Source organism: Saccharopolyspora taberi (assembly GCF_039534165.1).
GTDB classification, from domain to species: Bacteria; Actinomycetota; Actinomycetes; order Mycobacteriales; family Pseudonocardiaceae; genus Saccharopolyspora_D; species Saccharopolyspora_D taberi.
Genome location: NZ_BAAAUX010000005.1, coordinates 294,646 through 311,784 on the forward strand (window position 1 = coordinate 294,646; position 17,139 = coordinate 311,784).

At 70.1% G+C, this 17,139-nt stretch carries 16 protein-coding genes; 7 read left to right on the top strand and 9 right to left on the bottom strand.

The window, feature by feature from the left end:
• Positions 1–20: 20 nt before the first annotated feature.
• Positions 21–785, bottom strand: coding sequence for a VOC family protein (locus ABD691_RS06025; protein ID WP_344678403.1), 765 nt, complete (start codon positions 783–785; stop codon positions 21–23).
• Between the two features lie 329 nt (positions 786–1,114).
• Here ABD691_RS06025 and ABD691_RS06030 point away from each other — a divergent pair, with 329 nt between their 5' ends.
• On the top strand, positions 1,115–1,570 hold the full coding sequence (locus ABD691_RS06030; RefSeq protein ID WP_344678404.1) for a hypothetical protein: 456 nt from the start codon (positions 1,115–1,117) through the stop codon (positions 1,568–1,570).
• A 1-nt stretch (position 1,571) separates the two neighbouring features.
• Here ABD691_RS06030 and ABD691_RS06035 read toward each other — a convergent pair whose 3' ends face one another.
• From ABD691_RS06035 to ABD691_RS06050, 4 genes are read right to left on the bottom strand one after another with little or no spacing between them, the layout of a single operon-like run.
• Positions 1,572–2,246, bottom strand: coding sequence for a metal-dependent transcriptional regulator (locus ABD691_RS06035; protein WP_425564991.1), 675 nt, complete (start codon positions 2,244–2,246; stop codon positions 1,572–1,574).
• Positions 2,247–2,304: 58 nt separating this feature from the next.
• Positions 2,305–3,186, bottom strand: a complete 882-nt coding sequence (locus ABD691_RS06040) for a metal ABC transporter permease (protein ID WP_344678406.1) — start codon at positions 3,184–3,186, stop codon at positions 2,305–2,307.
• A complete protein-coding gene (locus ABD691_RS06045) occupies positions 3,183–3,917 on the bottom strand; it encodes a metal ABC transporter ATP-binding protein (RefSeq protein ID WP_344678407.1) in 735 nt (244 codons plus the stop codon). The genes ABD691_RS06040 and ABD691_RS06045 overlap by 4 nt, the downstream gene beginning before the upstream one ends.
• The gene (locus ABD691_RS06050; RefSeq protein ID WP_344678408.1) at positions 3,914–4,840 is read right to left on the bottom strand and encodes a metal ABC transporter substrate-binding protein; all 927 of its coding nucleotides are present in this window, start codon (positions 4,838–4,840) and stop codon (positions 3,914–3,916) included. Before ABD691_RS06050 ends, ABD691_RS06045 begins: the two co-directional genes overlap by 4 nt.
• Before the next feature lie 78 nt (positions 4,841–4,918).
• On the opposite strand from ABD691_RS06050, the gene rlmN reads away from it, so the two are divergent.
• Positions 4,919–6,028, top strand: coding sequence for a dual-specificity RNA methyltransferase RlmN (gene rlmN, locus ABD691_RS06055; RefSeq protein ID WP_344678409.1), 1,110 nt, complete (start codon positions 4,919–4,921; stop codon positions 6,026–6,028).
• Positions 6,029–6,457: 429 nt separating this feature from the next.
• Positions 6,458–8,590, top strand: a complete 2,133-nt coding sequence (locus ABD691_RS06060; protein ID WP_344678410.1) for an AIPR family protein — start codon at positions 6,458–6,460, stop codon at positions 8,588–8,590.
• Positions 8,591–8,798: 208 nt separating this feature from the next.
• Here ABD691_RS06060 and ABD691_RS06065 read toward each other — a convergent pair whose 3' ends face one another.
• From ABD691_RS06065 to ABD691_RS06075, 3 genes are all read right to left on the bottom strand, one after another.
• On the bottom strand, positions 8,799–9,383 hold the full coding sequence (locus ABD691_RS06065) for a DNA-3-methyladenine glycosylase I (RefSeq protein WP_344678411.1): 585 nt from the start codon (positions 9,381–9,383) through the stop codon (positions 8,799–8,801).
• On the bottom strand, positions 9,380–10,087 hold the full coding sequence (locus ABD691_RS06070) for a 2OG-Fe(II) oxygenase (protein WP_344678412.1): 708 nt from the start codon (positions 10,085–10,087) through the stop codon (positions 9,380–9,382). The genes ABD691_RS06065 and ABD691_RS06070 overlap by 4 nt, the downstream gene beginning before the upstream one ends.
• A gap of 61 nt (positions 10,088–10,148) precedes the next feature.
• Complete coding sequence (locus tag ABD691_RS06075) at positions 10,149–10,631, bottom strand: methylated-DNA--[protein]-cysteine S-methyltransferase (RefSeq protein WP_344678413.1); 483 nt, start codon at positions 10,629–10,631, stop codon at positions 10,149–10,151.
• Between the two features lie 68 nt (positions 10,632–10,699).
• Between ABD691_RS06075 and ABD691_RS06080 the strand changes: the two genes are divergently transcribed.
• On the top strand, positions 10,700–11,035 hold the full coding sequence (locus ABD691_RS06080; RefSeq protein WP_344678414.1) for an ArsC/Spx/MgsR family protein: 336 nt from the start codon (positions 10,700–10,702) through the stop codon (positions 11,033–11,035).
• Between the two features lie 115 nt (positions 11,036–11,150).
• Here ABD691_RS06080 and gabT read toward each other — a convergent pair whose 3' ends face one another.
• Complete coding sequence (gene gabT, locus ABD691_RS06085; RefSeq protein ID WP_344678462.1) at positions 11,151–12,473, bottom strand: 4-aminobutyrate--2-oxoglutarate transaminase; 1,323 nt, start codon at positions 12,471–12,473, stop codon at positions 11,151–11,153.
• A gap of 132 nt (positions 12,474–12,605) precedes the next feature.
• Between gabT and ABD691_RS06090 the strand changes: the two genes are divergently transcribed.
• The 3 genes from ABD691_RS06090 to ABD691_RS06100 all read left to right on the top strand — a co-directional run bounded on the left by ABD691_RS06090 (position 12,606) and on the right by ABD691_RS06100 (position 17,126).
• Positions 12,606–14,054 (top strand): PucR family transcriptional regulator, encoded by a 1,449-nt coding sequence (locus ABD691_RS06090; RefSeq protein WP_344678415.1) that lies wholly within the window; start codon positions 12,606–12,608, stop codon positions 14,052–14,054.
• Between the two features lie 24 nt (positions 14,055–14,078).
• Entirely contained in the window at positions 14,079–15,479 is a 1,401-nt protein-coding gene (locus ABD691_RS06095) for a helix-turn-helix domain-containing protein (protein ID WP_344678416.1), read from the top strand.
• Positions 15,480–15,659: 180 nt separating this feature from the next.
• Complete coding sequence (locus ABD691_RS06100) at positions 15,660–17,126, top strand: purine-cytosine permease family protein (RefSeq protein WP_344678417.1); 1,467 nt, start codon at positions 15,660–15,662, stop codon at positions 17,124–17,126.
• Positions 17,127–17,139: the final 13 nt, after the last annotated feature.

Consider the following 17,139-nt stretch of genomic DNA (forward strand, 5'->3'; position numbering starts at 1 on the left):
CGCCGGTTCCTCGGTTTCCCCTATTCCCCGGTTCGCTGAGCGGTGTCGATGACGAAGAACGGCGCCCCGACGACGTCCCGCACCTGAGCGATCCGCCCGTGCGGGGAGTCGGACGGCTCGCGCAGGACCTCGCCGCCGAGGCGAATCGTCCGTTCCACCGCCGAGTCGGTGTCCTGGTCCGGGTTGACCTGGAAGTACAGCTGCCAGTGCGGCGGGACGTCCGCGGGCAGGGCGGCGCTCGCGTCGAGGCGGCCGACGGTCGGCATGTCGTCGACGTACCAGACCGTGTAGTCGAAGTTCCCGCCCGGCTCGCCGATCTGCTCCTGCCGGTAGCCGAGCAGGTCGGCGTAGAACGGATCGGCCGAGGAGGCGTCGCGGGTGTGCAGCTCGGCCCAGCACAGCATGCCCGCGTGGTCGCGGCCGAAGGTCGCGCTCGGCGCTGCCTGCCAGAGGCCGACGACGGCACCGGACGGGTCCTGGCTGACCAGGAAGAACTCGTCGGACTCGGTTTCGGTCGGCGGAACCAGCACCCGGCCGCCGAGGGCGTGGACGTGCTCGGCGGCGCGGCGGATCGAACCGCATTCCAGGTACACCGTCCACGCGGTCCGGGTGTCGGTGACCGGCACCAGGACTCCGGCGACCGGGGTCCTGCCGATCAGCGCGATGTTGTAGTGATCTCTGGTGATCCAGGTCCAGCCGAACAGCCCCGAGTAGAACTCGCGGGCGGCGTCGGCGTCGGTCGTGGCGAGATCCACCCAGCCGGGTGCGCCTACCGGAACGGCCATGTCTCCTCCCCGGGTCGCTGCGTCCATGGTGCTGCCGTCCGGCGCAGTGCACCCGCCGGAAAGGTGGCTCTGTGTGACGGGTAACACGTAGGGTGATCAGGCCCGGAAAGCCGCGCGACGGTGGCGCTGAACTCAAGCCGTGTGGGTGATAAAGCCAGGTGATATCCGGGCGATCACGTTACCCTTCGGTGCTAAATCCGCAATGGGAACGCCCCCGAATGACGCCTTGATACTCGGCGCGAGCCGTGATCGACTTATATCGGTCACGCAGGGTGTGCGTTACACCCTGGCGACTTCACGAAGGCACGCAACGGGCAACAGGAGCAACCATGGCCGACCGCGCCGCGAAGCCGGTGACCGCGGGCCTGAGCCAGGTTGCCCAGATGGACCGGCGGGAGCGCGCCCGCATCGTCCGGCAGCTCTGCCAGCAGTACCCGGCGTTCCGGTCGCTGCTGACCCAGGTGACGGTGGCCCGCGGGATCGCGTTCGGTTCCGGGCTCGCACTGGCGGTCGCGGTGATGTTCCTGGTCCAGGGCGTCTCGGTGTGGTGGGTCGCGACGCTGGTCCTCGGGGGTCTGGTGGGGTTCGGCTACGTCGCCGTGGTGCTCACCGACAGCCGCTTCGACCTGCTGCTCGCGATCATCGGCGCGCACCGGACCGACGAGCTGCACGGGCGGCTGGTGACCGAGCAGATCTACGGCGAGGACGCCCCGGAGAACCCGGTGTTCCCCACGCCCGCCCCGGTCGGCGTCCGGCGCTTCCTGCGGCGGCAGAGCGCCTCCTGACTCAGCGCAGGCTGATCGACAGCGCCGCCGCGATCTCGTCGCCGAGGAAGTGGGTCTGGGCGTGCGGCGGTTCGCCGACGCGCACCACCAGCGGCCCGCCGAAGGGCTTGCGCTCCACGATCTCGATGCGGGTGCCCAGCGTCATCTCGTGGTCGGTGAGGTAGCGCAGCAGCTCCGAGTCGGTGTCCCAGACCCGGGCGATGGTGCCGACCGTCCCGGGCTCGACCTGGTCGAGCAGCTTGGTCGCGGGCTTCTCCACGACCCCGTCCGCGCTCGGGATCGGGTCGCCGTGCGGGTCGTGGGTGGGGTGGCCGAGCTTGGCGGCGATGTGCTCGACGAGCTCGTCGGAGACCGCGTGCTCCAGCGCGTCGGCCTCCCGGTGCACCTCGTCCCAGGTGTAGTCGAGCTCCTCGACCAGGAACAGCTCGATCAGGCGATGGCGGCGCAGCACGTCGTAGGCCAGCCGCCTGCCCTCCGGGGTCAGCTCGACGCTGCGGTAGCGGACGTGGGTGACCAGGCCCAGCTGGGCGAGCTTGTTGATCATGCCGGAGACCGAGGACGGGCTCAGCCCGAGGCGCTGGGTCAGGGTCGCGTTCGTGACGGGCACGCCGCGTTCGCTGAGCCCGTAGATCGCCCGGACGTAGTCCTCGACGGAGGACGACGGACGCTCGGCCATGCTTGTCATGGTCCCAACGATAGAGCCGATGGCCACAAGGCCATGAACTGCCAAGCGGCTACGCCTCGCCGACCGCGACCCCCGCGCGCCGCCGCCTGCGGCGCACCGCCTCGGCGACCAGTCCCTGACCGGGCGCGGCCAGGTACACCAGCGCGAACACGCAGGTCTGGCACAGCACGATCATGCCGCCGGTTGAGGTGTCGACGTGGAAGCTCAGGTAGGTGCCGAGGATCCCGCTGAACACCGACAGCGCCGCGGCCACCGCGAGCATCCGGGAGAACCGCCTGGTGAGCAGGAACGCCGTCGCCCCCGGGGTGATGAGCATCGCGGTGACCAGGATGACCCCGACCGCCTGGAGCGCGACCACGACCGTCAGCGCGAGCATCGTCAGCAGCAGGGCGCTGATCCGCCGCGGGTTCAGGCCGATGGCGTGCGCGTGCGTCGGGTCGAAGGCGTACAGGGTCAGGTCGCGGCGCTTGAGCAGGGCGACCGCGAGCACCAGCCCGGCGATCACGAGCACCTGGACGATGTCGCTGTCGGACACGCCGAGGACGTTGCCGAACAGGATGTGGTTGAGGTCGACCTGGCTCGGGATCCGCGACACCAGCACCAGGCCGAGCGCGAACAGGCCGGTGAACACCACGCCGATCGCGGCGTCGCCCTTGAGCTTGGTGGTCGAGCGGACCCCGGCGATCATGCCGACGGCCAGGCCGCCGAACAGGAACGCGCCGACCGAGAAGGGCATCGCCAGCACGTAGGCGAGCACGACGCCGGGGAGCACGGCGTGCGAGACCGCGTCGCCCAGCAGCGACCAGCCGATCAGCGTCACCCAGCACGACAGCACCGCGCACACCAGGCCGGCGACCACGCTGATCAGCAGCGCGCGCTGCATGAAGCCGAACTGGAGCGGTTCGACGATCCACTGCACGAGGTCGTTCACCGGGCCCCTCCCGCGATCTTGGCGCCGAACGTGCGGGCCAGCGTCTCCGGCGCGAGGACCTCGTCCAGCGGCCCGTGCGCGATGACCTGCTGCTGGAGCAGCACCGCGGTGTCGCACAGCTCCGGGACGCTGGCCAGGTCGTGGGTGGAGATCATGATCGTGCGGCCCTCGTCGCGCAGTCCGCGCAGCAGCTCGGCGATGGTGGCTTCGGAACGCTTGTCGACCCCGGCGAACGGTTCGTCGAGGAACAGCAGCGCCGCTTCCTGCGCGATGCCCCGGGCGACGAAGGCGCGCTTGCGCTGGCCGCCGGAGAGCGCGCCGATGGGGTTGCCCGCGAGCTCGGTGAGCCCGACGCGCTCCAGCGCCGCGGCGACCGCGGAGCGGTCCGCCTGCCGGGGGCGGCGGGTGAGGCCGAGGTGTCCGTAGCGGCCCATCATCACCACGTCGGCGACGCTGACCGGGAACGTCCAGTCGACGGCCTCGGACTGCGGCACGTAGGCGATCAGGCCCTCGCGGCGGGCCTGCCGGGGCGACCGGCCGAGCAGCCGGATGCTGCCGCGGTCCGGTTTCACCAGCCCCATCAGGGCTTTGAACAGGGTGGACTTGCCGGAGCCGTTCATCCCGAGCAGGCCGCAGATCTGGCCCGCCGCGATGTCCACGCTGACGTCGTCGAGCGCCAGCGTCTGCCCGTAGTGGACGGTGACGTTGGCGGCGTCGATCGCGGTGCTCACCGGTCGCCTCCGTTCAGGCCGGTCACGACGGCCTCGGCGTCGTGGCGCAGCAGGTCGAGGTAGGTCGGGACCGGGCCGCCGGGCTCGGACAGCGAGTCGACGTAGAGCTTTTCGCCCAGCCGCGCGCCGGTTTCGGTCGCCACCTGCTGCTGCGCCTTGTCGTTGACGGTGGATTCGCAGAAGACCGCGGGGACGGCGTTGTCCCGCACGAACCGGGTGGTGTCCTTGATCTGCTGCGGGGTGCCCTCCTCGTCGCTGTTGACCGGCCACAGGTACGCCTCGCGCAGGCCCGCGTCGCGCGCGAGGTAGGAGAACGCGCCCTCGCAGGTGACCAGGGCGCGGTGCTGCGGCGGCAGTTTCGCCAGCTCCTGCCGGAGGTACTGGTCGATCTCGTCGATGCGGCGCAGGTAGGAGTCGGCGTTGGCGTGGAACTCCGAGGCGTGCGCGGGGTCCAGGTGGCTGAGGGCGTCGCGGATGTTGGTGACGTAGATCCGCGCGTTGCGCGGGGACATCCAGGCGTGCGGGTTGGCCTTGCCCTCGTACTGGCCGCTGCGGATCGGCATCGGCTCGACGCCCGCGGTGAGGGTGACGTGGCGGGCCTCGCTGCGCTGGACGAACCGGTCGAACCAGCGCTCCAGGCCGAGGCCGTTGTCCAGCACGAGATCGGCCTTGGCGCCCTTGAGCAGGTCGCTGGGCGTGGGTTCGTACTCGTGGATCTCGGTGCCGGGCTTGGTGATCGACTCGACCGCGACGGCGTCCCCGGCGACCGCGCGCGCCATGTCGGCGATCACGGTGAAGGTGGTGACGACCTGCTTGCGGTCGTCGGCGGGCTCGCTCGCGCCGGTGCCGCACGCCGACGCCAGAAGCAGGGCCGCTAAGGCGAGAGACGCGTTTCGGGTCGTTGGAGTCCGAAATTTCGCCACGGCGAAAACTGTACTAGGTGCGATTCCCGCGACCAAGCGGGTGTGATCGACGCGGGGCGTGGGACACTGGTCGGCGCTATGTCTGCATCGCTCCCGCTTGTTTTCAACGCGCCGCGCCGCGGCAAGCCGCCCGTGCACCTCGCCGACCTCTCGGTCGAGGAGCGGAAGGCGGCGGTGGCCGAGCTGGGCGAGAAGCCCTTCCGCGCCCGCCAGCTCGCGCACCACTACTTCGGCAGGCTCAGCGCCGACGTGGAGTCGATGACCGACATCCCGGCGGGCAGCCGCGCCCGGCTCGGCGCCGACCTGCTGCCGACGCTGCTCACACCGGTGCGCCACGTCGACACCGACGAGGGCACCACCCGCAAGACGCTCTGGCGCGCGCACGACGGCACGCTGCTGGAGAGCGTGCTCATGCGGTACCCGGACCGGGCCACGGTCTGCATCTCCAGCCAGGCGGGCTGCGGCATGGCGTGCCCGTTCTGCGCCACCGGCCAGGGCGGTCTCCAGCGCAACCTCTCGACAGCCGAGATCGTCGACCAGGTGCGGTCGGCGGCGGCGATGATGCGCGACGGCGAGGTGCCCGGCGGGCCGGGCAGGCTGTCCAACGTCGTGTTCATGGGCATGGGCGAGCCGCTGGCGAACTACAAGCGCGTGATCAACGCGGTGCACCGCATCTGCGACCCCGCACCGGAGGGCCTGGGACTCTCGCAGCGCTCGGTCACGGTGTCCACGGTGGGCCTGGTGCCCGCGATCCGGAAGATGACCGCCGAGGACCTGCACGTCACGCTCGCGGTGTCGCTGCACACCCCGGACGACGAGCTGCGCGACACGCTGGTGCCGGTGAACAACCGGTGGAAGGTCCAGGAGGTCCTGGAGGCCGCGCGCGGCTACGCCGACCACACCGGGCGCCGGGTGTCGATCGAGTACGCGCTCATCCGGGACGTCAACGACCAGGGCTGGCGCGCCGACCTGCTGGGCAAGCTGCTGCACAAGCACCTCGGCCAGCTCGTGCACGTCAACCTGATCCCGCTGAACCCGACGCCCGGCAGCAAGTGGGACGCCAGCCCGAAACCCGTCGAGCGGGAGTTCGTGCGGCGCGTGCGCGCCGCCGGCGTGCCGTGCACCGTGCGGGACACGCGGGGGCAGGAGATCGCCGCCGCTTGCGGGCAGCTCGCCGCGGAGGAGTAGGCGGGCGCGCTCTAAGACTACGTTTGTCCATCTACTGCGACCAAACGCGAAAGTGTTTGGTCCATTTGGATGAATGACTTGCTCTGGCGTCCGGTTCTTTCGCGGGCATGTGGTTTACTCGACGAGTGGTGACCATGGCCGGTGATGCCCTCGTCGTGTTGACGTTTGGTCCGCGAAGTGGCGATAACATCGGACGGTGAACGCATGGGGGATGTCTACTCGCGTCGCTGCGCCCGAAGTGGCTGCCGGGAAGAGGAATCGCAGTCGCGGGTACGGATTCCGGCTTCGGTGTCGATCGGCTCGATGCCGCCATGGATGTTTGTGCCGTGTTGATGCACAACCAAGCGATCGCATCGTGAAATTTTGTGATCGACACACTGGAGGGATGGACGGTTGAGTGCAACTAACGGGTCGCACGGTCGTGCGGATGTGACCATCCAGGTCCGCCAAGTGGAGAAAGCTCTGCGCACAGTGTACGTAGATGCAGGTCTTTTGGACGCGAGCGACCTGGAGGGGAAGCCGGCTGAGTATCGAGAGCCACGCCTTCTTTCGAGGGCTTTGGCGGCCCAGGCTGTCCGAATTGTCACCGGATTCAGTCCAACGGAGGCTGCGCTCACTGTCATCGATGGGCTGGGGGACCAAGGCATCGACGCGATTGCAATCGTCGACGGCCCAGATCCTCACGTCTATGTTGTCCAGGCGAAGTGGAGTAAAGACGGCAAGGCAAATAGTGAGCGAACGGCGGTTATGGAGCTGATCGCTGGGCTCCGGCTGATAGACGACGAGGACTTTGCCCCGTTCAATCCGCGTGGTCGGCAGCTTGCTGAGCTCGCGAAGAACGTAATGGCCAAGGGTCCAGTGCCCATCACGCAGGTCGTGGTTCTGATGCGAGCCGACGACGTGACAGAGGGCTTTCGCCACGCGCTCATTACTGGAGAGAAGGAGTTCAATCGATACGGTGAAGTCCTAGATCATCGTATTATTCTTGCTGCTGAAGTTTGGGAGTCAGTCCGAAAGGATCTCGCCCCTCGGCCAGTTGAACTTACGGCCGATCTTTTCCCGTGGTTTGCGATCCTCGCCCCGTATGAGTCATATCAGGGTGTGGTGGAGGCTGAACAAGTAGCTGACTGGGTGAAGCATGGATCGGACCTGTTTAACCTGAATATTCGTAACCCGTTGGGAAGGACCGCGATCAACAACGAGTTGATCGATACGCTGACTGTCGAGCCAGCTCACTTCTGGTACTTCAACAACGGCGTTACGATTCTCTGCGAGTCAGTTGAGAAGACTCAGCAGTCCATGCGAACGCCCCACACACGACCGCTCGGCCTGACGCTGCACAACGCCAGCGTGGTCAATGGTGCTCAGACTGTGAGATCTGTCGCGGAAGCAGTCGCTGCTGAGGGGACCGCCGCTTCGGCGCAGGTCGGCGTTCGTATTATCGTGACAGGCAAAGCTGAGGTATTTGCTAGGCAAACCACGCAGGCTACCAACCGGCAAAACCGAGTCGAGGCACGTGACTTCATAGCCCTCGATTCAATCCAAGCGGCAATCTCCGAGGAGATGCGTGCTGAACTCGGGCTGGAGTACAGTGTCCGCCGCAGTGAACTGGAGCCGCATCCGGACACTGGTTGCTCAGTTGTTGAGGCAGCGTGCGCGCTGGCATGTGCTCATCCTGACAGTCAGTATGCGGCTCGGATAGCAACCACCCTCGATGTGTTGTGGGAGCGTGGCTCTCAGGGCATCTATGATTCCTTGTTTCGTCCTCAGCCCAGTGCTTACCTCTTGTGGAACGCTGTGCAGGTCCTTAGAGAGGTGCGCCGCAGTCTTCACGAGCTGCGGACACGCTATGAGGGAAGAGGCGCGGCTCTCACGGAGCACGGTGCTTACCTACTTGCTCACCTTGTCTTCCAGCGTCTGGATACGGAGTCCATTGATGAGCCGGATCCGAAGTTGGAATGGGCTGCTCAGGCTGTTGGAGAAACGTCTCAACTGATTAGTGAACTGTTGCCTTCGGTGGCGGCCGCAATTGACGTATTGTACACGGAACGGTCTCAGATCCGGGCAGTGTGCTCGGATGTATCGCGTTGCCGTGAGGTCGTTGCGCGCGTGCTCGACACTGCGGTTGAAGGGAACCTTGCTGCAGCTCCGGACAAGTACCGTCGTACGCCAGGGCAACGCAAGCGTCGGCGGCCTAACGCCGTTTCTGTTCTGATTGACAAGGGTGTGCTTGCAGAGGGTGAGGCGCTAACCCTTACCAAGGCGTTCCCCCTCGAGAACGAGGCTCTCCGTGACTGGCTGGCTGAGGATCCGAAACGGGCTCGGGCAACGTGGGTGCCGCACCGGGCGAAACCGATCCTTTGGGCTGCTGATGGCAAGCAATACTCGCCCTCCGGGCTGATATCGCACATGTGGAAGCTGGCTCAGTGGAAGCAGCGACCTGTCGCGAATCAAGGAACGGCGCGGTGGGAAACCCGGTCCGGCGAGACGCTTGCCGAGCTGGCCTGGCGCATTCTTGGTGAGCTCGAAGTGTCGGATGAAAGTGTGGAGGACGCCTCGTGATTGATGTACTTGAGACGGTCTGACCAGGAGGATTGCCAGCTGTATTCGCTCGTCCGGCCTTCGACTCTGGTCGACGGTGGCGAGCGAGTGCAGCAGGGCTGGCAGACCCTGAAACTTGGCCGCGATGGTTGCCCGAGTGGCCGCATGACGACGAGCCGGGCCGAGGGCTACGAGTGGACCTCCGGCACCCACGCACCCGGACCGCAGCTCACCAGACGCCGGAGGTGCCGCGGCGGTGGCTGTCGACGAGGTGGGTGTCGACCATCCCGATCGCTTCCATCAGGGCGAACATCGTGGTCGGGCCGACGAAGGCGAAACCCTTGCGGCGCAACGCCTTCGCCAGGGCCTTCGACTCCGGTGAGGTGGTCGGGATCTCCTCGATCGTGCGTGGCTCCGGGGTCTTGTCCGGCTTGAACGACCAGACGAACTCGTCGAGGCCGCCTTCGGCGCGCAGCTCGATCGTCGCGCGGGCGTTGGTGATCGCGGCGTGGATCTTCAGGCGGTTCCGCACGATCCCGGTGTCGGCCATCAGGCGTTCGACGTCGTCCTCGCCGTAGGCCGCCACCGCCTCCGGCTCGAAGTCGTCGAACGCCTTCCGGAACGCCGGGCGCTTGCGCAGGATCGTCGCCCACGACAGGCCGGCCTGGAAGGCTTCCAGGCTGATCCGTTCGTAGAGCGCCTGCTCACCGCGGACCGGCATGCCCCACTCGGTGTCGTAGTACTCGCGCAGCAGCGGATCGGTCGCCGCCCACGGCGGCCGGGCCAGACCGTCCTCGCCGATCACCGCGCTCATGCGGCGTCGTGGAAGACGAGGCCGAGGGTGTGCCTGCGGCCGGACCGCACCGCCGACACCCCGTGGCGCACCGGCGACGCCGACCACCCGCGCGCCGACCGCACCGGCCGGTCGCGGGTGGTGAACACCAGGCCGTGGCCGTGCGGGATGAGCGTCGAGGTACCCCGGGACTGGGCCCTCGGCCGCTGCTCGACCAGCAGGAACTCGCCGCCGGTGTGGTCGACGCCCGGCTCGCTCAGGTTGATCACGACCTGGAGCGGGAAGACCTTGTCGCCGAACAGGTCCCGGTGCAGCGCGTTCCAGCCGCCCGCGTCGTAGCGCAGCAGGATCGGGGTGGGCCGGGACTGGCCCGCCTCGTGGCACTCGGCCAGCCACTCGTCGAGCGTGTCCGGCCACCGCAGGCCCCAGCCGAGCTTCTCGTTCCAGTCGCGGGCGATCGGCAGCAGCCGCGGGTAGAGCGCCTGCCGGAGCTGTTCGACCGCCTCCGGGAAGGGGCTGGCGAAGTAGCGGTACTCGCCTTCGCCGAAGCGGTGCCTGCGCATGTTGATCGTGTTGCGGAAGTGCTCCGGCTCGTCGTAGAGGCTCGCGAGGCCGGCGGCTTCCTCGGTGGTCAGCAGCCGCGGCAGCAGCGCGCAGCCGTACTCGTCGACCTCTTCGGCCACCGCCGCCCAGTCCGCGCTCGCCACTCTCTCGGTGAAGGTCATCTCGTGGTCTCCTCGCTACCGGCGGGTTCTCAGGCGTCCGAAGCGGCAGAGCCGTTCCGTCTCAGAACAGCCTCGCTTCGGCGGGTTCTTCCAGGTCCAGCAGGAAGCGCTTGCGGTCCAGGCCGCCCGCGTAACCGGTCAGAGCGCCGTCGGCGCCCACCACGCGGTGGCACGGCACCACCACGCACAGCGGGTTGCGGCCGTTGGCCGCGCCGACCGCCTGCGCCAGCGCGGGGTCGCCCAGCGCGCGGGCGAGGTCGCCGTACGAGCGGGTCTCGCCGTAGGGGATCTCGGCCAGCTGCGCCCAGACCCGCTGGTGGAACTCGTCGCCCCGCGGCGCCAGCGGCAGTTCGAACCGGGTGCGCTCCCCGGCGAAGTACTCGCCGAGCTGCCGCGCCGTCTCCTCGAACCCGGTCTCCACCCGCGGCCCGAAGGTCTCCTGCGCGGGCCTGCGGCGGTGGCCTTCGAAGTACACCCCGGTCAGGGCTTCGCCGTCGCCGACGAGCGTCAGCTCGCCCAGCGGGGAGTCGATCACCGTGTGCATGCCGCATCACCTCCTACACCGGGTAGACGTCCGGGAGCCCGGGAACGTGAGGTGGTTAGGGTCGGGCCATGGAGATCTGGGTCAACCCGGCGTGCTCGAAGTGCGCTTCCGCGCTGGAGATGCTCGACGAGGCCGGCGCCGAGTACACCGTCCGCCGCTACTTGGACGAGCCGCCGACCGCGGCCGAGCTCGGCGAGGTGCTGGAGCGGCTCGGGCTGGAGCCGTGGGACATCGCGCGCGTCGGCGAGGATGCTTCCGGGCTGCCGCCGAAGGCGGACCGGCAGGGCTGGATCGCGATGCTGGCCGAGAAGCCGGAGCTGATCCAGCGCCCGATCATCACCGCCGACGACGGGACCGCCGTGATCGGCCGGACCCCGGAGGCCGTCCGGTCGGTGCTGGAGTAGGACCTGGGACGCCCCTCGCCGTCAGGGCGATCGGGCGAGGGACGCCCCAGGCGGTGGCCCCGGAGGGCCGCCCCGGCCGCGAGTGCTCCCGGCAAGGTACTCGCGGCCAGGCCTGTCAGCGGACGTGCTCGCGGATCGCCGCTTCCAGCACCCGCAGTCCTTCGTCGAGCAGGTCGTGGCCGATGACCAGCGGCGGCAGCAGGCGGATCACGTTGCCGTGGGTGCCGCAGGTGAGCACCACGACGCCCTGCCGGTGGCACGTCCCGGCGATCTTCGCGGTCAGCTCCGGGTCCGGTTCGGTGCTGCCCGCCCGCACGAACTCGATGCCGAGCATCGCGCCGCGGCCCCGGACGTCGAGGATCCGGGCGGTGTACTCGGCCATCGCGCGCAGCCGCGGCACGGCGAGGTCTTGGATCCCGCGCGCGGCGGCGGTCAGGTCCCGCTCGCGCATCGCGCGGATCGAGCCGAGCGCGGCGGCGCAGGCCAGCGGGTTGCCGCCGTAGGTGCCGCCGAGGCTGCCCGGCGGCATGGCGTCCATCAGCTCGGCACGGCCGGTGACCGCCGCCAGCGGCAGCCCGCCCGCGATGCCCTTGGCGGTGGTGATCAGGTCGGGCACCACGTTCTCGTGGTCGCAGGCGAACCAGGTGCCGGTGCGGCAGAAACCGGTCTGGATCTCGTCGGCGACGAACAGCACGCCGTTGTCGCCGCACCACCGCGAGATCGCGGGCAGGAACCCGGGCGCGGGCTCGATGAACCCGCCCTCGCCCTGGATCGGCTCGATCAGCACGGCCGCCACGGTGTCCGCGCCGAGCTGCTTCTCGATCCGGTCGATGGCCTCCCGGGCGCTCTCGGCGCCGGTGCGCTCGTCGCGGACCGGGTAGGACATCGGCACCCGGTAGACCTCGGGCGCGAACGGGCCGAAACCGTGCTTGTACGGCTTGGACTTGGCGGTCAGCGCCATCGTGAGGTTGGTGCGCCCGTGGTAGGCGTGGTCGAAGACCACGACCGCCTGGCGGCCGGTGGCCCGGCGGGCGATCTTGATCGCGTTCTCCACCGCCTCGGCGCCGGAGTTGAACAGCGCGCTGCGCTTGGCGTGGTCGCCGGGGGTGAGGTCGGCCAGCTCCTCGCACACCCGCAGGTAGTTCTCGTACGGCGTGACCATGAAGCAGGTGTGGGTGAACTCGGCCGCCTGCCTGCGCACCGGCTCGACCACCTCGGGCGCGGCGTTGCCGACGTTGGTGACCGCGATGCCCGAACCGAGGTCGATCAGGCTGTTGCCGTCGACGTCGCGCAGCACGCCGCCGGACGCCTCGGCGACGAACACCGGGAGCACGCTGGAGATCCCGGCCGCCACGGTCGCGGCGCGGCGCTGTTGCAGCTCCCGCGACAGCGGGCCCGGGATCTCCGTGCGCAGCTCGCGGACCTGGGGCAGGGACATCGTCGTGGTCACTGGCGACCCTCCTTCGCGTTGGTGCACGACCAGGTTCGCCGGGTGCGCCGCCGTGGCGGGAGTGGACAATCTGGTTAACTCCCGGCTTCAGTCTCAACAATCTGTCAGGTGGGATTGCCGATGCCGCTGAGCTTGCGGGAGCTCGTCGCCGACCCCGCTCTGGGCCTGATCACGCACGCGGGCGCGCCCGCGCTGGAACGGCCGGTCTCCTGGGTGCACACCAGCGAACTGGCCGACCCGACGCCGTTCCTGGAGGGTGGCGAGCTGCTGCTGACCACCGGTCTTTCGCTGCGCCCGGAGCTGTGCGCGGACTTCGTCGACCGGCTCACCGCCGCGGGTGTGGCCGGCCTGGGATTCGGCGTCGGGCTCAGCCACGACCGGATCCCCGCCGCCCTGTCCGACGCGGCGGCGCGGGCCGGGCTGGCGCTGCTGGAGGTGCCGAAGCGGACGCCGTTCATCGCCATCAGCAAGGCGGTCTCCCGCGCCATCGCCGCCGAGGAGTACGCGGGGCTGCGCCGGACCAGCCGGGCGCAGCACGAGCTGGCGCAGGCCGCGGGCACCGCGCACGGGCTGGCCGCGCTGGTCCGCAAGCTCGCGTCGCTGCTGGACGCCTGGGTGCTGCTGCTCGACGCGGCGGGCGGGCTGATGCACGCCGCACCCGCGTCGGCCGCCGCGCGCCTGGAGGCACTGACCGCTGATGTCGAGCGGTTGCGGGCGAAGCGGGGCCTGGCCGCGGCCGGCGTGTCGGTCGACGGGCAGGAGGTCAGCATGCAGGCGCTCGGCGGCCGGGCGCGGGGATTCCTGGTGGTGGGCCGGGAGGCTCCGTTCGGCACCACCGACCACCACGTGATCAACTCCGCGGCTTCGTTGCTGACGCTCGCGCTGGAGCAGGTCGAGGCGCTCAGCGGCGCCCGCCGGCGGCTGCGGGCCGGTTACCTGGAGCTGATGCTGCGCGGCGAGCCGGTCGACCTCGCCGACCTGCACGCGGAACTGCCGCCGGAGCCGCTGCGGGTGCTGGTGCTGCGCGGGCGCGACCCGGACGACCTGCTGCACCAGCTGGAGGCCGAGCAGCCGAGCGCGCCGATGTTCCTCGCCGAGCACGAGGGCGCGGTCGTCGCGCTCGCGTCCGAGACGGGTGCGGAGTGGCTGGCCGGGCTGCCCGACCTGCTGATCGGGATCTCCGATCCCTGCGAGCTGAGCTCGCTCGCCGGCGGGCTGCGCGAAGCCGGGCAGGCGGCTGCCGCCGCGGACCGCGCGGGCGGTGTGGTCCACTTCTCCGAACTCGCGGGCGGCGGTCTGCTGCGGCTCGTCCCCGAGCGCGACGCCCGCGCGTTCGCCGACGCGCTGCTCGCACCGCTGCGCTCGAACGAGGTGCTGGTGGCGTCGCTGCGGGAGTGGCTGGCCCAGCACGGGCAGTGGGACCCGGCGGCGAGCAGGCTGGGCGTGCACCGGCACACCCTGCGCAACCGGATGCGCAAGGTGGAGCAGCTGCTCGGCCGCGGCCTCGACCAGCCGGGCGTGCGCGCGGAGCTGTGGCTGGCGTTGCAGGTGCACGACCGGTCCGGCTGACCGGACGGACGGAAAGGGACTGCGGTGCTGGTCGACGATCTTCTCCGGGAACCCGGGCTGGGGCTGGAGCTGCTGGTCCCCGGCAACGTGGACCGGCCGATCCGCTGGGTGCACACCATCGAGGTCCGCGCCCCCGGCCGGTTCCTGCGCGGCGGCGAGGTCGTGCTCACCGCCGGGGTGTGGCGGGCGGCCGGGATCACCGCGCGCGACTTCGTCGACGACCTCGCCGCCGCCGACGTCGCGGCCGTCGGGTTCGGCCCGGTGCCGCCGGAGACCGAGGTGCCCGAGGAGTTCACCGCCGCCGCCCGCGAACGCGGGCTGACCTGCTTCGCGGTGCCGGTCGACGTCGCGTTCCTCCAGGTCGTCGAGGCGTTCGTGAGCGGCAAGCGGGCCGAGTGGGAGCGTCCGCTGCGGCGCCACCTGGGCCAGCACGACGCGATCGTCGCCGCGCTGCGCGTGCGTCGGGGCGTCGACACGGTGCTGCGCACGCTGTCCGGGCAGCTGGGCCTGCCGGTCGCGGTCCGGGTGGACGGCGGTCTGGTCGAAGGCGTTGCGCCGGAACCCGAACACCCGCTGCCGCTGGTCGGGGAGGGGCTGGCCGAGGCGCAGCTGTTGCTGCCGCGCCCGCTGGAGGAGCTGGACGTCGAGCAGCACGCGGCGGTGGTGCAGGCGATGCCGTTCATCGCGCTCGAGATCGAGCGCAACCGCGCGGTGCGCGCGACCGAGCTGCGCTACGCCTGGGAGCTGTTCGAGTGGGTCCAGAGCGCGACGGTGGGCGTCGAAACCGTGCGCACCCGGCTGCACTCGCTCGGGCTGCCGCCGGACGGACCGCTCGCGGCGGTCGTCGTGCGCGGCGACAAGCCCGAGCGGGACGCGGTGCGGCTGGGGGAGCTGCTGGGCAGCGACGGAGTCGCGGTCCAGCGAAGCGGCGAAGCGATCGCGTTCGCGCGGGTGCGCGGAGCGGCAGCGGAGCTGGCGCGGCGCGTGCACGGCGCGCTGGGCGCGCCGGTGGGCGTCGGGAAGCCCGGGCCCGCGGCGGAGCTGCGGGTGAGCCTGCTGCAGGCGGAGCACGCCGCCGAGGCGGTGTCGGGCAGGGCCGGGACGGGCTGGATGACCCACGACCAGCTCAGCAGCCCGTCGCTGCTGCTGTCGGCGCAGGACCCGGAACTGCTGGCGTCGACCTCGCGGGCGCTGCTCGGTCCGGTCCTCGACCACGACGAGCGCCGGGGCGGTGACCTCCTGCCGTCGCTGGAGGTCTTCCTGGACACCAACTGCCGCTGGCAGGAAGCCGCGCAGCGGCTGCACGTCCACATCAACACGCTCCGGCACCGGATGAGCCGCGTCGAAGAGCTGACCGGCCGCAACCTCTCGAAGACCCCGGACCGGGTCGACCTCTTCCTGGCCATGCGCGCTCTGCGGCAGTGACCAGCCGGCCCCGTCGCTGAGCCCGGCGTTGTCGAAACCTCCAACGCGGGAGAAGTACTTCGGAGGATCGGTCCCTCCCTTTCCGACGTGACCACCCCCACTCTTGCTGGAGCCGCGCGGCCACCGCTGTCCCCGCCCGGTGCACCCGCACCGGCCCCAGCCCCAGGGAGGTCACTCCGCATGACCCCGGAAGCACCGTCGTACGACGACGTGCCGCGCGGCATCGAGAAGCACGGCGTCGACACCATCCCCGACGCCGACCGGACCGGCAGGCCGCGCGACATCGTCGGCATCCTGCTCGGCTCGAACATGTGCCTCGGCGTGGTCATCTTCGGATGGCTGCCGGCCTCGTTCGGCCTGGAGTTCTGGCCGAGCGTCACCTCGATGATCGCCGGCACCCTGCTGGGCACGCTGCTGGTGGCACCGCTGTCGCTGGTGTCGATGCGCACCGGCACGAACCTGTCGACCAGCAGCGGCGGCACCTTCGGCGTGCGCGGCAGGTTGATCGGCTCGGTCATCGGCCTGCTGCTGTCGCTCGGCTACGCGGCGCTGACGGTGTGGACCGGCGGCGCGGCGGTCGTCGGACCGCTGAGCCGGCTCCTCGGCCTGCCCGACGGCGGGCTCAGCTACAGCGCCGTGTACGCGCTGCTCGGCGTGCTGTCGGTGGTGATCGCGATCTACGGCTACCGGCTGCTGACCAGCATGAGCAAGTGGGTCGCGCTCGGCACGCTGGTGCTGATGGCGGCCGGGATCGTCGGCTACGCCGGGCAGTTCACCACCGGCCCGGTCGTCTCCGGCGGGTACGCGCTGGGCGACTTCTGGACCACCTGGGCGCTGTCCACCGTCGCCGCCGGGCTCAGCGGGCCGATGGCGTTCATCACGCTGCTCGGCGACTACAGCCGCTACGTCTCGCCGAAGCGGCACTCCTCCCGCCGGGTCTTCGCCGCCACGGTCGTTGGCATGGTCTTCGGCCTGCTGATCCCGCAGCTGTTCGGCACGTTCACCGCCTTCGCCGCCCGCGCCGCCGAGGACTACGTCGGCCCGCTGGTGGCGGCCGCACCCGTGTGGTTCCTGGTCCCGCTGCTGCTCAACGGGGTCTTCGGCACGATCGGCAACGCCGGGATCCTGATCTACAGCATGGGCCTGGACCTGGACGCGATCGTGCCGCCGCTGTCGCGGGTCAAGGCCACCGTGCTGGTCTCGGCGATGTCGATGGTGCTGGTCTACCTGGGCTACTTCGTCTGGGACGCCGAGGACGCGGTCACCGCTTTCGTCCTGCTGCTCACGGCCGTCGGCGCGCCGTGGGCGGTGATCACGCTGGCCGGCTTCGCCCGCTGCCGCGGCAACTACGACCCGGACGCGCTCCAGGTCTACAACCGGCGGTCGCGGGGTGGCGTCTACTGGTTCACCGGCGGCTGGAACCTGCGCGCCACCGCCGCGTGGGCGATCGGCTCCGCCGTGGGGCTGCTGTCGGTCGACACCGCCCTGTTCCGCGGCCCGCTGATCGAGTGGACCCGCGGCATCGACCTGAGCTTCCTGCTCGCCGCCGCCACCGCGCTCGCCGCCTACCTGCTGCTGACCATCGGCTCGCCGCAGCCGGTGCCCGCGGCCGACCCCGAGATCCCCGGTCAGGCCGTCCGCGCCTGACCACCACCGCAAC

Coding starts and splice junctions, on each gene's coding strand:
- ABD691_RS06035 (WP_425564991.1), bottom strand. CDS start 2,246: ATGGCCGAGCGTCCGTCGTCCTCCGTCGAGGACTACGTCCGGGCGATC.
- rlmN (WP_344678409.1), top strand. CDS start 4,919: ATGTCTGCATCGCTCCCGCTTGTTTTCAACGCGCCGCGCCGCGGCAAG.
- ABD691_RS06075 (WP_344678413.1), bottom strand. CDS start 10,631: ATGCACACGGTGATCGACTCCCCGCTGGGCGAGCTGACGCTCGTCGGC.
- ABD691_RS06025 (WP_344678403.1), bottom strand. CDS start 785: ATGGCCGTTCCGGTAGGCGCACCCGGCTGGGTGGATCTCGCCACGACC.
- ABD691_RS06090 (WP_344678415.1), top strand. CDS start 12,606: ATGCCGCTGAGCTTGCGGGAGCTCGTCGCCGACCCCGCTCTGGGCCTG.
- ABD691_RS06065 (WP_344678411.1), bottom strand. CDS start 9,383: ATGAGCGCGGTGATCGGCGAGGACGGTCTGGCCCGGCCGCCGTGGGCG.
- ABD691_RS06100 (WP_344678417.1), top strand. CDS start 15,660: ATGACCCCGGAAGCACCGTCGTACGACGACGTGCCGCGCGGCATCGAG.
- ABD691_RS06030 (WP_344678404.1), top strand. CDS start 1,115: ATGGCCGACCGCGCCGCGAAGCCGGTGACCGCGGGCCTGAGCCAGGTT.
- gabT (WP_344678462.1), bottom strand. CDS start 12,473: ATGTCCCTGCCCCAGGTCCGCGAGCTGCGCACGGAGATCCCGGGCCCG.
- ABD691_RS06080 (WP_344678414.1), top strand. CDS start 10,700: ATGGAGATCTGGGTCAACCCGGCGTGCTCGAAGTGCGCTTCCGCGCTG.
- ABD691_RS06070 (WP_344678412.1), bottom strand. CDS start 10,087: ATGACCTTCACCGAGAGAGTGGCGAGCGCGGACTGGGCGGCGGTGGCC.